Raw genomic sequence first — 11,846 nt, forward strand, 5'->3', positions numbered from 1 at the left:
GGAATGTTCGCCGGATACTCGGATCTTACCTGAACAATCTTCAATATGAAAGAAAGGTGGGGAATATTTGCTTGGCGAGGGACTGCGACGTCAGGAATATCGGGGCCGGAGCGTGAAAAAAACCGTTCCACCTCCGGCCGAGTTCCATCGCGGCAACGGTTAGCAGCGCAAGTGATGGAGTGTGCGCCAAATCGCCTGTGGCAGCAGACGGGTCGCCGGGCTTGGCTGGGGTCGCGGCCGGTCACTGCTGGTGATCGCGCCTGCTGATCCGGGGCCGCCCGCTCCTCCCCGAGCCGGACGGCCCTGGACCGCCAGCCGTCCGCCCGTCCACGATCCGCCACAGGGGCGTCGCCGGGCGCCGTGCGGTTCAGCGTGCTGCCGGATGTTCACACGGTCGTCCGCCTTCGGACTCCCAGACGCTTCGGGCCGCCGATCCGGTCCAGGCCGGATCATGCGGGTCTGCGGGTACGGCCAGGGCGGCCAGCAGGTCGGGGGCGGACAGATGGTTGGCGGGGTGGGCCGCCAGTTCCAGGGCCGCCCGAGCCGCCGTGCGGCCGGTGGGGGCCGGGACGGTGAGCAGGTCGATGCGGTGGCCGTCGGCGTAGATCGCGGTGAGCAGCCCGGCGGCGGGGTTGTGGAACCAGCTGAGCCGAACCTCCCTTGTGTCGTTCGGGCCCTCGACGCGGAGTCGGCGGGGGTGGGTGTCCCAGTCGGCCGCCCGCAGCATGATGTGGGCGATGGGCCGATGCCCGTCCGGCGGGCCGTGGGCCTGCAAGGCCAGAACGAGCCCGGGCAGTTCGGCGACCGGATCAGCCGAACGGGGCCACCAGCCGCCGTCCAGTGGCGTGCGGCCCGGGCCGGTGCGGTCGGCAGGCGCGGACGGCCGCAGGGTCAGCCGGGGAGTCGAGTACGCAGAGAGGCTCATGGTCGTTCTTCGTTCAGCGGCGATTCGCATGAATCTGTGCCCCTTTCCCCGGGAGCCTCGGATGGAGACCCCAGGGCGGGTTGTTGATCAGGACGGACCGACCCGATGGATCAGTGGTGCCCCCCGCAGATGCGCGGGGTTATCGACGTGAGCAGTGCCCCTTGTTCGTGGTGAGCCGGTAAAGCGGATCACCCCAAGAAGGGGTATGTCATTGTTTACCGGATACCTTTACCTTACCCTCGAAGCGTCCGATATTACCGGTATCTGAAGTAAACTTTGATTGCCTTCCCTGTACCTTTACTTCACTTCGGCCGGGGCCAGCACCCACATTCCGCGTCCAGTGAAGGGGCGGGATCTCCGCTTCCGGCGATGATTTCGGTTTCCGGATGGACACTCTCAGCCAGCATCAATTCCCGTCGAGGATAGGAGGCCTCTCGGGGGTTCCGAGGGCGGGGCGCGCCGGCACTGGTCAGCTGGGGGTGCGGAGGGCGAGGAGCGCCACGTCGTCCTCGCAGCCGGGCTCCACGCGCTCCAGGAGCTTGTCGCACAGGTCAGGCAGGGGGAGCTGGGCCAGGTGGGAGCCATCGAGGCGTGTCCCGGTGAGATCAGGCTCGCCGAGGAGCGGTCGGTGCTCGTCCGGGAAATGCGTGCCGCCGTCGCCGGTGATCAGCAGGGGCGGGGGATGACCGGCGTTGCACCAGCGCAAATGCCATGGCCCGGCCGGGCTTCCTTCGACGCGGCCGAACACGGCGGTGGCGAATTCGGCGTCGCTGACGGCGGCCATGACGCTGTCGAGGCGTGCCGGCACGCCGCTCGGCGGTCCGGCCATGTCCCGGGCCAGGGCTCTCAGCATGTTGCGGACCTCGGCCATGCGGGCCGCCGCGTGCAGGTCGTGGCCCACGATGTCCCCGATGACCAGCCCCATGGCGCCATCGGGCAACGCGAAGGCGTCGTACCAGTCGCCGCCGACCCGGCTGGCCTGGGTCGCGGGGACGTACCTGGCCTCCAGTCGCAGAGCACCGGGCTGCGGCAGAGGGGTGAGCAGGTTGCGTTGCATCGCCTCGGCCGTGTTTGCGCTGCTCGGCATACAGGCGGGCGTTGGCCAGGACCAGCCCAGTCCGGCGCGCGACGTCCTCGACGGCGAGCTTGTCGTCCGGCCCGTAGCCGCGTCCAGGGCGGGAATAGCCCAGCGTCAGCGCGGCCACCGCCCCCGTCGCGGATCCGGTCCCGGCCTGGTCGCCGGTGTAGATGGGCGCGGCCGACCAGGAGCACATCACCAGCCGCCCGTCGCGATGGGCGAATCTCTCGCCGTCCCCGTGGGCGGAGACACCGGTGCGGAGCGCACGCAGGAGGCGGCTGTCCCGCTCCGGTGGGACATGCCCGGCGGTGTCCCGGCGCAGAAGTAGGTGCATCCGCTTTCCCAGAACCTTGTCGCGGGTGTAGCCGAGAAGTTGCTGCGCCCAGGGGTCGCACGCGGTGATCCGGCCGGACTCGTCCGTGGCGAGAACTCCGGAGTTCATCGCCTCCACCAGACGACCACGAGTGGCGCGCCCGGCCGATCGTCGACGTCCCCGGTCATGCTCATCCCCCCGGATCGGGCGCCAGGCCCCGGATCACCGGGCGGCCGGGACCGAGTCCGGCCGCCACCAAGTGAAGGAGTGGATGTACCGGATGCCATTGCGGCTGCCGCGCTGTCCGTAGGTGAGGGCGACCACGCCGGAGCCGCCCGTGTCGTCGCACCCCTGGTGCCCGCGCTCGGCCGGGCCAGAGGACAGACTGTGGATCTCACTCAGCAAGAGGCGGGCGGACGCTCGGAACTCCAACCGCAGATCGATCGGACCGCGCGCACGGGTGGCGGCACGGGTGAGGAATTCGTGGACGAGTGCCGTCAGATGATCGGTGAGATCACCGGCGGCCGGCCCCAGTCCCCACCGGCGCAAGGCGTCGTGGACCTTCCGGCGGACCTGGCCGGTCGCGGCGTGCCCGCCCGGCAACTGCCATCGGGCTGTGCGCAGCACCGATCCCGCGTCGTTTTCGGCGTTGTGGTATGTGGGCGCGGTCACTGGGCTCTCCGATCAAGAAGTGGCATGGCCTGGCACAGGCCACACGGCCGGGCCCCACGAGACCAGGTACGGTTTGCCCGGTTTATTCGCCGTATGCCCGATTGTCCAATCGGGCATACGGTGAGGCAGGGCTTTGACGCGACCCACCTCCGGTCACCGGCGAGATCGTCGGTTTCACGGGCGGCTCAACCGCGGCGGGTGGAGATGTCGCAGGAGGCCAGGATCTCCTGCGGCATCGCGGCACCAGCCAGCCCACCCTGACCTCGCGCCCCCGGACGATGATGCGGAGCGGGATGGCGTCCCAGTCGTCGAAGTCGATGTTCACGCGGGTGACCGTGTTCCCCGGCTCGGTCAGGGCGGCCACCAGTTCGGTGAGTTCGGCGGTGGTGTTCCGGGATCGAGGCCACCAGCCGCCGTCCATGACTCCGCGTCCCGCGCGGCCAGGGGCCAGCCGCAGGCGTGGCGCCGGCGGCATCGCGCTCTCGGCCGACGAGGGTGTGGCGGGCGCCAGGTCGAGCTGCGTGGTTTCGCGGGCCATGGAAGGGCCCCATTCTCGGTCAGAACGAGACCGGTTCGTATACCGCCGGGGACGGCGCCGGCATGGCGGCCCGCGCGCGAAATGCCCTCGACATCACGAGTGTACGTCACGGAATGTGCACATCTGGATTTGTAGGCTTACCAGTGACCGGCAAAACTCACCGGCGCCGCGACGGCTTGTGGATAGCACCGCGATGGCATGCCAAGGGCGTAAACTCGTGGCGACGAGGGATTTCTCGATGCGGGCGGCCAAGCCCGCGTCCCCTGGTTTCTCGAATCGCAGGCCCCTCTTAGGGCCAGACAGGTCCGGCGCTATGACGCCGCAACACCATCCCGTCCAGACGGTCGGCCGCCTTCCCGGGGCCGCCGGCCTGACCCTTGAACGGCGCGCCGACCACATCGTCAGCGGCGAACTCGACGTCTCCTCCACCCCGTCCTTGCGCGAGCGCCCGCATGTCGCGCTGCAGGCCGCCGACCGGGCGGCCGAGAAGAGCGAGATGACGACGTGACAGGCGACGATCTGCCGGCGACCGTCTGGGGGCCGCCGAACATGTCCCGGGGCGCGGCCGACGGACGGCGGCTGGCCGCGTCGTTCGGCCTCATGGCGGCAGTTCTGGACGGGGTCGCCCTGCCCAGGCTCCTGACGCTCGTGGCCGAGCGGGCCCGCGCCATGGCGGGCGTTCCGCTGGCGTTCATCGCCCTGCCCACCAAAGAAGCCCACACCTTGCGGATCGATGTCGCCGTCGGTGCAGGCAGCGACCGGATACGCGGGCTGACAGTGCGACGCGGCCGGTCGATGCTCGGCCGCGCGTTCAGTTCCCGCCGGGCGCTGTCCGCGCGGATCGTCGCCGACCAGACGCTCAGCGGCCTGCCGGCCGGCCCGATCCTGATCCTGCCGCTGGACACCGGGGAGGCCACGCGCGGTGTGCTCGCCGTCCTCGGACGGCCGGGCGCGGAGGCGTTCAGCTCATCCACCGCCCGCCAGCTGCTGCTGTTCGCCGACACCTCCGCCCGCCTGGTCCAGCTGGCCGAGGACCGCCACGCGACCGACCTTCCGGACCCCGCGGCCGCACAGATCATCGCACTGCCCCCGCCGCGGCCCACGCGAATGTGACATGCGCGAGCGGGGATTCACTGACCCCTTTTCATCCGTCTGGGCGGGCACCGATCACGGCATGATCGCGATGGGGGCGTTCGGCGGGCGACGTGAAGAAACCCCTGGTAGACGAGTTGATCACCACAACCACCACGTCCGAACCAGGGGCTCCGCATGGTGTTCTATCGCGCCGCCGTCGATGTGTCGCGTCCAACGCTGAACTACCTGGCAGGAGTGATCCGGCGGCACCGCAAGGCGATCGGGTCGACCTGGCGGTTGCTCAACCCCGGGCAGCAGGCCCTGCTGGTGCTGGACGGCACGCTCATCGCGTGCGACCGGGTGCGGGCCGACCGGCCGTACTACTCGGCCAAGCACCGCTGCCATGGAATGAACGTGCAGGTCATCGCCGGCCCTGACGGGGCGATCCTGTGGACGTCCGGGGCGCTGCCCGGCCGGACGCACGACCTGACCGCCGCCCGCGTGTGGGGCATCCTGCGCGAGCTGGACAAGACCGGGATCATCACGCCGGCCGACAAGGGTTATCAAGGCGCCGAGGCCTGCGTCGTCTTCACCCCGTACAAGGGACGCGACAAGCCCGAGTCCCAGAAGCAGGCCAACCGCTCGCACGCCAGGCTCCGCGGCCCCGGCGAACGCACAAACGCCCAGCTCAAGAATGGCGGCTCCTCCGCAGGCTCCGCTGCAGCCCCGGCAAGGCCGGCCACCTCGTCAAGGCCATCGCCGTCCTACAGAACTACGAAGCCACCCGAGGATGAAAAGGCTCAGGGTCGAGTAGACGGTCCAGCCGTTCGTCCACTGCGGGGCCGGCGCTGACCGTGCCGCCGTAGAGCGCGGCGCGTTCGGCCATGCCGGCGAGGCCGAGACCTGCGTCGCCCGGCGATGCCTTCTTCATACTGAGCGAACCTGAGGCGACTGTTAGAACGGCGCTCAGGCCGGTTGGCCGCCGGCGCGGGTTCGTCGTCGGTCGGGCCGCTGTCGTGCACGACGATGTGGACCTGGCAGGAGTCGGCCGCCAGGCTCAGGTCGACGGTGGTGCGCGGGGCGGCGTGCTTGAGGGTGTTGGTCAGGGCCTCCTGCAGGATGCGGAAGGCGACCAGTTGCACGCCGAGGTCCAGCCGGTCGGGGCTGCCGGATCGCAATCATCGCAACAGCCGATTTCGCAGCGCTCGGATCTCGTGCTCCAGGGCGACGTTCGACTCCTTGCGGTGCTCGATGATCACGCTTGTCTCGATCGGGGCTGGGAGAGACTTGCGCACGGAAGCAGCCGAGGCTCCTCGGAAATAGCTCTAGTGAGGTGATCTCAGGGATTTTGAACCGGACAACGAGGCTTTCTATGGCCTGAAGGGTGCGGTTCGGGGAGACACATGGGCATCACGATCCCCCCGTTCACCGCCTGGAACAAGACGAACGTGCTCATCGGCCGGTAGAGCAGCAGGAGCACACCGATCAGGCCGACCGTGGCCCACGTCCAATTGATCCGCAGCATCAGCTCGCCGGGGCAATTGACCGACATCGCCAGCCCCGTGAGCAGGTCGACCGAGACCAACATCCCGACGGCGCGGTCACCGCCCGCTTTGCGCAGCAGCAGCACGGCACCGACGGCGATGAGCAGGAGCTGCACGCCCCAGATGGCCACCGCCCCCGCCGGCGAGCGGTACTGGTCCAAGTAGACCAGGAGCGCAGCGCCCGCCGAGCCCACTGCCACAGCCCGACCGTGATGACCGTCGCCATGTCGAACGCCCTGCTGAACCAGACTTGGAACCCGCCGCCGATCACCGCTGGTCATCTCGCCATGTGAGAACGCATCAGCCTGCCGGGCCGGCCGGGACACGGCATGCGCTGGGACGAGGCCGCCCTCGATCGGCTCCGCGTGCGGTGAGCCGCCCGGCCCACACCGGGAGTGCCGCACCCATCGCGAACTCAGGTTCTTCTACCAGGCATGAAGCCGAAGTGAAACAAGCCGATGGTACACACTTGATCACTTCGAGAAGCAGCGAGGAGACACAATTATGGCTGAGCACTGGCTCTCCCGGTAGGACATGACGTGAGTCGGCTCCGCCCTTATCTTGCTGGTCACAGCTTGATGCGCCCCCGTGGCGGCTCTATGGGAAATCACATCATTGACAGGGAGAGACTTGTGAGGCGAATGCTGGGCGCCGTGCTCCTCGCCTTACCGCTGCTGCTCCCGGTGAGCGCGCATGCGCAGGGCCCGAGGCCGCCCGTGATCATCTTCGATACCGATATGGACTACGACGACGTGGCCGCGCTGGCCTACCTCGCCGAGGAACACCGGCTGGGCAGAATCGACTTGCGCGCCGTCACAGTTGTCAACAACGGCGGAGGGCTGCCTGGGCGGGCGATCCGCAACGCCCGCTGCGTGGTCGAACGGCTCGGGCTGCACGGCGTCCGGGTGGCCGACGGCTCGAACTCCGCCCCCAACACGTTTCCTGAGGAGATCCTGCAAACCGTCGACAGGGTGGTCACGTCAGTGACCCCGGGATGCGACGCGACGGAAACGCCCTCGCGGGTGCGCGCTCCGCAACTGATCCGGCGCGTGCTGAAAGAAGAGCCGGGGGCCCGGATTGTCGTCACCGGGCCGCTGAGCAATGTGGCGGCCGCGCTGCCTGAAGCAGCGGGGCGGATCACGTCGATGGGCGGCGCCATCGGCGTGCCGGGAAACCTCTGCTGTGGCACCCCGCCGGAGTTCGACGGCACGCAGGAGTTCAACTACTGGATCGACCCCGCCGCTTCGCAAACCGTCATCAGGCACAATCCCCAGCCGGTGCACCTGATGCCGCTCAACGCCACCGACGACGTGCCCATTACCCAGGAGTTCCTCGACCGGCTCCGCGCAGATCACCATACGCCGGCGGCCGACATCGTCTTCAAGGCCTACACGCACCCGGACATTGAGCCGCTGATCTCGGCCGGCCTGTTGTTCTGGTGGGATCCGTTGGCCGCGATGACCACCGTCCACCCTGAGATCGTCAAGTCCACCACCGGACGTGTCGATGTCGTGACCGACGGCCCGGCGGCCGGACGCACTTTCCTCTCCCCGAAGGGGCGGTCGATGACCTACGGCGTCGCCGCCGACAGAGCAACCTTCGAGGAGCGTTTCCTGAACACCCTCAACGGCCGGAGATAACCGGGAGTCACGGCGGGCCGACCTTGAGCGCGTGCGACTCGGTCGGGCTACTTCCGGCTGGAGAGCGAACAGGACCGTGACGGAGGAGATGAAGACCGTGAGCCAGGCGGCCTCCATGCCGCCGGCGACCGACCCGGATGTTCAGGTGGGCGATCTGGTCTGGTTCGATGATCGGTGGAGGCAGCGTCCTCAACGGGCGGGCGTTGGCGATGCCCTGGTGAGGCCGATGCGTGCCGCTGGTTCCAGATCAACATGCGGTCCAGGAGTCCACGGCGGCAGGTCTGCACCCACCGCTCCATCACCGCGTTCACCCTCGGTATCCGCACCCCGCTCAGCACCGTCTGGATTCCGGCATCGACCAGGACAGCGTCGAACAGGTCGGGGACTTGCCGTCCCGGTCGCGGATCAGGAACCGTGCCCGGCAGCCGGCGTCCTCCAGGTCCATGACCAAGTTCCGCGCCGCCCGGGTCACTCACGCTGCGGTCGGGTGGGCGGTGGCGCCCAGAACCCGGCCCAGGTGGTGACCGAACGCTCAGGTGCCGGATCGATGCCGGCCTCCTTGAGGATCTCCCAGACCGTGGAAGGCGCCACGTTGATGCCGAGCACCAGCGACTCGCCGTGCACCCGCCGATAACCCCAGCTCGGGTTCTCTCGCACCAGTCGCAGTACCAGCAACCGTATGGAGCGGACGGTCGGTGGCCGGCCCGGCCGCTTGGGTTCGGATCGGGCGGCGTGCCCGCCCCCGATCAGGTCCCGGTGCCAGCGCAGTACTGTGTCCGGCCGTACGAGCGACAGGAGCTCCTCCTGGCTTGCCTCCCATCACGGAAGCCGGGGCACCTCACCTTTCAGGACGGGGGCGTTGAGGAGCCGGGACCGCAGGTTCAGGGCGGGGCTGATCACCCTGTGCTCGTCGCGGACGCAGTCCCCGCGATGGACGGCCATCCGCAGCCGGTGTGGGCGATTCCAGGCCGGATGCACCGTCCGGCGGGTGTGAAAGCATGCGGCTGTGACGCCCAATGCCACCCGTGAGGGAGCCGCCCGGTTCGCCGCCCGTCTCCTGGCCACCGCCGCCGCTCCGCTCGACCCCGGTTCGGCGGACGGCCCACGGGTACTGCACTGGCCGGGGCGCAGGCTGCTGGTGCAGCGCGGGGACACCGAACTGGCCGTCCGCGACCTGGAGGGGGCGGGGGCGGAGGCCCGTTTTCCCGCGCCGTGGCCTCGCCGGTACGGCTCAGTGGCGGTCTCTCCCGCCGGTGATGTCGCCGTGTTCGCCGGCGTGCACGCCTTGCGGGCCGTGGATTCGACCGGCGCCGTGCTGTGGGAGATCCGCCACGGTTGCTGGTCCGCCGCCGTGTGCACGACGGCCCATGCCTCGTTCTCCGAGTACGCCGACGATTACCACCACGGCCACGCCGACAGCGGCTCGGCGGCCTTCTCCTCCGACGGCAAGGTCCTGTGGGCTCACGTCCGCAGCCACATGGGGCACGACACCGAGGAGGAATGGCTGATCCTCGACGCCGCCGACGGCTCGCTGCTGGCCCGGGTCGCGACGATGACCGTGGGATCGGGCTCCTTCCACTTTCCTCACCCCGATCCGGCGTACATGGGGCTGTCCATCGCGGAGGGCGAGGAGAGTTCACCCGTGCTGTGGGGACGCTGGGACGGTACGCAGCTCACCGTCCAGCGATTCGTCGAGGAGGTCTTTCTCGCGGTGAGTCCGTCCGGGGAGCACTTCCTGACGACGGATACGGGGCAGTGGGCCCTCTATCTCCACCAGGCGGAGGACGGCACGGAACTGCGGCGACTGAACGCCGGGGATGCCGTACCCCCTCCTTCGGGAGACGACCGCGCTCGCTGGGACTTCGAAGCGGCGTTCCCGTACGACGACATCGCCGTGGTCGGCACCGAGTACTACGCGAAGGTCCCCCGCCACTGGCTCGTCGACCCACACACAATGGCCCTGCGAGGATCAGTCGTCTACCCCTTCCCTGTCTCGGGGCCTCCCCTGTCGGCAGGAAAAGACGCCTGGTGCACGGTCTCCAAGGATCAGACCGCTCTCCATCTGTGGGACCTCCCGCACCGGGAATGAGGCAACAGCCCGTGCCCGGTGCTCAAAGCTGCTCGTCCCCCCCGAACGGTGGTTCGCACCGGGACGGCTCTCCTCAACGCCGCCGAGCCTCTTCTCCGTGCTCGGGTTGACGTCCTGCGGTCCTTCCGGCTGTCCTGGCGAAGACAGCAGGTCGCCGCTCCGATCGTCCGGCGGTGCGGCGGAAGCCCGGCCAGCTCGGCACGGGCGGCTCGGTGCGCGATCCTGTCCCCGGATCGCCATGCCTGCCGGGCCACCCCAAGCAATCGCCGACGTTCCCCGGCCACCCACAAGATGCGCTCGTTGTCGGCCTCGATCGCAGCGAACATCTCATTCACATGTGAAACACGTAGCCGATCCGGTTCAATGTGGCCCAGATGGGGTTTGAGGTAGTACTCGATATGCTCGCCATAGGATTTGCGGGTTCTGCGGCGCAGGCAGCCGTGACCGGCCAGCCACTCGTCAAGATATTGCCCGACCGTGTACCGCACGCCCGGGTCCAAGCCGCGCAATGCCCGGCACCGCGCATCCTCCAGAGCGTTCTCAGCGCCCTTTTTGAGTAGTGAACCCGCCACGGCGGATCCGACGGCGCTTGCCACCCGGACCGGCGTCGAGCTCCAGGTAGAAGTACCAGGTATCGTGCCGCGGATTCCACGTGTCGCCCTCGTGACGCAACTGTGGGCAGCGGGAAGAAGTTCCTTTCCGTCCGCACCACGGCATTTACACCTCCTGTACGTCGACCCATTCATCGAAACCCGGGGCTACATACCAATTTGCCGCCGTTTCACTAACGCGTGCAGTTCTCGGTCGGAACTGACGAGCTTTCGGCAGACCGGGCCACAAGGGTGGCCGCCAGGCGCAGCGCCGCTCCCGCGGGTCCTGAGCCGGATAGTGCGGGGGATCTCTGCCAGGTAGGTGAACTCGTTCACGATGCCCACGACGCTGCAATCGAACCGGTGCGAACGCCTTGCCAAGTCGATCCAGGTCTACGGGCAAGCAGAATCGCCCTTCATCTGCACCTTCCTCGGCCCGGAGCAGATCGCCGCCACCGCCGAGACACGCCGGCCAGGCGGCTGGCACGGCACCGGCGATATCGGGTACCGCGACGCCGACGGGTTCATCTACATCGTCGACCGCAAGAAGGACATGATCATCAGTGGCGGCTTCAACGTCTTCCCGCGGGAGGTCGAACAGGTCATCCACACGCTCCCCGGCGTCAACGACTGTGCCGTGATCGGTCTCCCCGACGATAAGTGGGGCGAAGCGGTCACGGCGGTGGTCGAGCCCAAGAACGGCCACGAAATCGACCCGGCGCTCGTCATCGCCACCTGCCGGGAGGCGCTGGGGCCGGTGAAGGCCCCCAAGTCCAGGGCTGGGCCGACCCGGCCCTGAACCCCAAGACCCTCACCCGTTACTACGACGCCGTCGCAAGGAAGACACGACCGGGAACGGTGAGCGATTTCGCCCGGCTCTTCATGGTGCCTGGAATGTTCCAGTGCGGCGGCGGCCCCGGCACAACCTCCTTCGACACTCTGACCGCGATGGAGAAATGGCTTCGCCACGGCATCGCTCCCGACCAGATCCTCGCCACCAATGCCGCAATGGGATGAACGCGGCCACTCTGCCCCTACCTCGCAGGTAGCTCGTCATCTTGGCGGCAGCGTCGAGAAGGCCGAGAACTTCCGATGCGAAACCCCGCGGCCGCAGCACAACGTCCAGTAAGCGATCAGGAAAGGCTCAGACCTACCAGTCGCCGAGGTCGAATATCTAACCGCGACCGCGGATGGCGCCGACGAGGGTGGGGTGGTCGTGGTCGGTCTCGATTTGCTGGCCGTCTACACGGACCTGGTAGCCGTCCAGGTCGAGTTCGACGCCGTTGGCCTGCAGGATGCGCGGCCGCCCGATGGTCTGCGGCCAGACGGTGGTCTGCGGGCGGACGGTGGTGTGGGGCGGGTGGATCATTGGCGGGTCGCGTA

15 protein-coding genes and 2 pseudogenes are annotated in these 11,846 nt (G+C 68.3%); 7 read left to right on the forward strand and 10 right to left on the reverse strand.

The features are described from left to right. Nucleotides 1-367 precede the first annotated feature (367 nt). The 5 genes and pseudogenes from K8Z49_RS23510 to K8Z49_RS23530 form a co-directional block, all read right to left on the reverse strand. Nucleotides 368-925: a DUF5994 family protein gene (locus tag K8Z49_RS23510; RefSeq protein ID WP_412520919.1), complete on the reverse strand. Its 558-nt coding sequence runs from the start codon at nucleotides 923-925 to the stop codon at nucleotides 368-370. A 469-nt stretch (nucleotides 926-1,394) separates the two neighbouring features. After that, nucleotides 1,395-2,012 carry a PP2C family protein-serine/threonine phosphatase gene (locus tag K8Z49_RS23515; protein WP_412520921.1) on the reverse strand — a complete coding sequence of 206 codons (618 nt, stop codon included), beginning with the start codon at nucleotides 2,010-2,012 and terminating at the stop codon, nucleotides 1,395-1,397. A 151-nt stretch (nucleotides 2,013-2,163) separates the two neighbouring features. Next, nucleotides 2,164-2,454 (reverse strand): annotated as a pseudogene (locus K8Z49_RS23520) (PAS domain S-box protein); the annotation flags it as partial. A gap of 84 nt (nucleotides 2,455-2,538) precedes the next feature. After that, nucleotides 2,539-2,988, reverse strand: coding sequence for a hypothetical protein (locus K8Z49_RS23525; protein ID WP_412520923.1), 450 nt, complete (start codon nucleotides 2,986-2,988; stop codon nucleotides 2,539-2,541). Between the two features lie 82 nt (nucleotides 2,989-3,070). Beyond that, the gene (locus K8Z49_RS23530; RefSeq protein ID WP_412520925.1) at nucleotides 3,071-3,526 is read right to left on the reverse strand and encodes a DUF5994 family protein; all 456 of its coding nucleotides are present in this window, start codon (nucleotides 3,524-3,526) and stop codon (nucleotides 3,071-3,073) included. 313 nt (nucleotides 3,527-3,839) lie between these two features. Here K8Z49_RS23530 and K8Z49_RS23535 point away from each other — a divergent pair, with 313 nt between their 5' ends. The 3 genes and pseudogenes from K8Z49_RS23535 to K8Z49_RS23545 all read left to right on the forward strand — a co-directional run bounded on the left by K8Z49_RS23535 (nucleotide 3,840) and on the right by K8Z49_RS23545 (nucleotide 5,394). Continuing rightward, on the forward strand, nucleotides 3,840-4,034 hold the full coding sequence (locus K8Z49_RS23535) for a hypothetical protein (RefSeq protein WP_412520927.1): 195 nt from the start codon (nucleotides 3,840-3,842) through the stop codon (nucleotides 4,032-4,034). Continuing rightward, nucleotides 4,031-4,639, forward strand: coding sequence for a GAF domain-containing protein (locus K8Z49_RS23540; RefSeq protein WP_412520929.1), 609 nt, complete (start codon nucleotides 4,031-4,033; stop codon nucleotides 4,637-4,639). Before K8Z49_RS23535 ends, K8Z49_RS23540 begins: the two co-directional genes overlap by 4 nt. A 156-nt stretch (nucleotides 4,640-4,795) precedes the next feature. Next, nucleotides 4,796-5,394, forward strand: a pseudogene (locus K8Z49_RS23545) (transposase family protein). Between the two features lie 6 nt (nucleotides 5,395-5,400). Here K8Z49_RS23545 and K8Z49_RS23550 read toward each other — a convergent pair. Together K8Z49_RS23550 and K8Z49_RS23555 are read right to left on the reverse strand one after the other, a co-directional pair. After that, on the reverse strand, nucleotides 5,401-5,742 hold the full coding sequence (locus K8Z49_RS23550; RefSeq protein ID WP_412520931.1) for an ATP-binding protein: 342 nt from the start codon (nucleotides 5,740-5,742) through the stop codon (nucleotides 5,401-5,403). 197 nt (nucleotides 5,743-5,939) lie between these two features. Next, entirely contained in the window at nucleotides 5,940-6,425 is a 486-nt protein-coding gene (locus K8Z49_RS23555) for a hypothetical protein (protein WP_412520933.1), read from the reverse strand. Nucleotides 6,426-6,785: 360 nt separating this feature from the next. Between K8Z49_RS23555 and K8Z49_RS23560 the strand changes: the two genes are divergently transcribed. Continuing rightward, a complete protein-coding gene (locus tag K8Z49_RS23560; protein WP_021593297.1) occupies nucleotides 6,786-7,784 on the forward strand; it encodes a nucleoside hydrolase in 999 nt (332 codons plus the stop codon). 468 nt (nucleotides 7,785-8,252) lie between these two features. On the opposite strand, the gene K8Z49_RS23565 is transcribed toward K8Z49_RS23560, so the two are convergent. Beyond that, a complete protein-coding gene (locus K8Z49_RS23565; protein ID WP_412520935.1) occupies nucleotides 8,253-8,459 on the reverse strand; it encodes a hypothetical protein in 207 nt (68 codons plus the stop codon). 144 nt (nucleotides 8,460-8,603) lie between these two features. After that, nucleotides 8,604-8,726, reverse strand: a complete 123-nt coding sequence (locus K8Z49_RS23570) for a hypothetical protein (protein WP_412520937.1) — start codon at nucleotides 8,724-8,726, stop codon at nucleotides 8,604-8,606. Between the two features lie 64 nt (nucleotides 8,727-8,790). Between K8Z49_RS23570 and K8Z49_RS23575 the strand changes: the two genes are divergently transcribed. The 3 genes from K8Z49_RS23575 to K8Z49_RS23585 all read left to right on the forward strand — a co-directional run bounded on the left by K8Z49_RS23575 (nucleotide 8,791) and on the right by K8Z49_RS23585 (nucleotide 11,480). Then, a complete protein-coding gene (locus tag K8Z49_RS23575; protein ID WP_412520939.1) occupies nucleotides 8,791-9,873 on the forward strand; it encodes a hypothetical protein in 1,083 nt (360 codons plus the stop codon). Nucleotides 9,874-10,800: 927 nt separating this feature from the next. Then, a complete protein-coding gene (locus K8Z49_RS23580) occupies nucleotides 10,801-11,262 on the forward strand; it encodes an AMP-binding enzyme (protein ID WP_412520941.1) in 462 nt (153 codons plus the stop codon). After that, nucleotides 11,259-11,480, forward strand: coding sequence for a tannase/feruloyl esterase family alpha/beta hydrolase (locus tag K8Z49_RS23585; protein WP_412521150.1), 222 nt, complete (start codon nucleotides 11,259-11,261; stop codon nucleotides 11,478-11,480). The genes K8Z49_RS23580 and K8Z49_RS23585 overlap by 4 nt, the downstream gene beginning before the upstream one ends. A gap of 157 nt (nucleotides 11,481-11,637) precedes the next feature. On the opposite strand, the gene K8Z49_RS23590 is transcribed toward K8Z49_RS23585, so the two are convergent. Continuing rightward, on the reverse strand, nucleotides 11,638-11,832 hold the full coding sequence (locus K8Z49_RS23590) for a hypothetical protein (RefSeq protein WP_412520943.1): 195 nt from the start codon (nucleotides 11,830-11,832) through the stop codon (nucleotides 11,638-11,640). Between the last annotated feature and the right edge of the window lie 14 nt (nucleotides 11,833-11,846).

The sequence above is a fragment of the Actinomadura madurae genome, assembly GCF_047130825.1.
In the GTDB taxonomy this organism is placed as follows: domain Bacteria; phylum Actinomycetota; class Actinomycetes; order Streptosporangiales; family Streptosporangiaceae; genus Spirillospora; species Spirillospora madurae.

Coding starts and splice junctions, on each gene's coding strand:
- K8Z49_RS23510 (WP_412520919.1), bottom strand. CDS start 925: ATGAGCCTCTCTGCGTACTCGACTCCCCGGCTGACCCTGCGGCCGTCC.
- K8Z49_RS23515 (WP_412520921.1), bottom strand. CDS start 2,012: ATGCCGAGCAGCGCAAACACGGCCGAGGCGATGCAACGCAACCTGCTC.
- K8Z49_RS23530 (WP_412520925.1), bottom strand. CDS start 3,526: ATGGCCCGCGAAACCACGCAGCTCGACCTGGCGCCCGCCACACCCTCG.
- K8Z49_RS23535 (WP_412520927.1), top strand. CDS start 3,840: ATGACGCCGCAACACCATCCCGTCCAGACGGTCGGCCGCCTTCCCGGG.
- K8Z49_RS23555 (WP_412520933.1), bottom strand. CDS start 6,425: ATGACCAGCGGTGATCGGCGGCGGGTTCCAAGTCTGGTTCAGCAGGGC.
- K8Z49_RS23560 (WP_021593297.1), top strand. CDS start 6,786: ATGCTGGGCGCCGTGCTCCTCGCCTTACCGCTGCTGCTCCCGGTGAGC.
- K8Z49_RS23570 (WP_412520937.1), bottom strand. CDS start 8,726: ATGGCCGTCCATCGCGGGGACTGCGTCCGCGACGAGCACAGGGTGATC.
- K8Z49_RS23580 (WP_412520941.1), top strand. CDS start 10,801: ATGCCCACGACGCTGCAATCGAACCGGTGCGAACGCCTTGCCAAGTCG.
- K8Z49_RS23590 (WP_412520943.1), bottom strand. CDS start 11,832: ATGATCCACCCGCCCCACACCACCGTCCGCCCGCAGACCACCGTCTGG.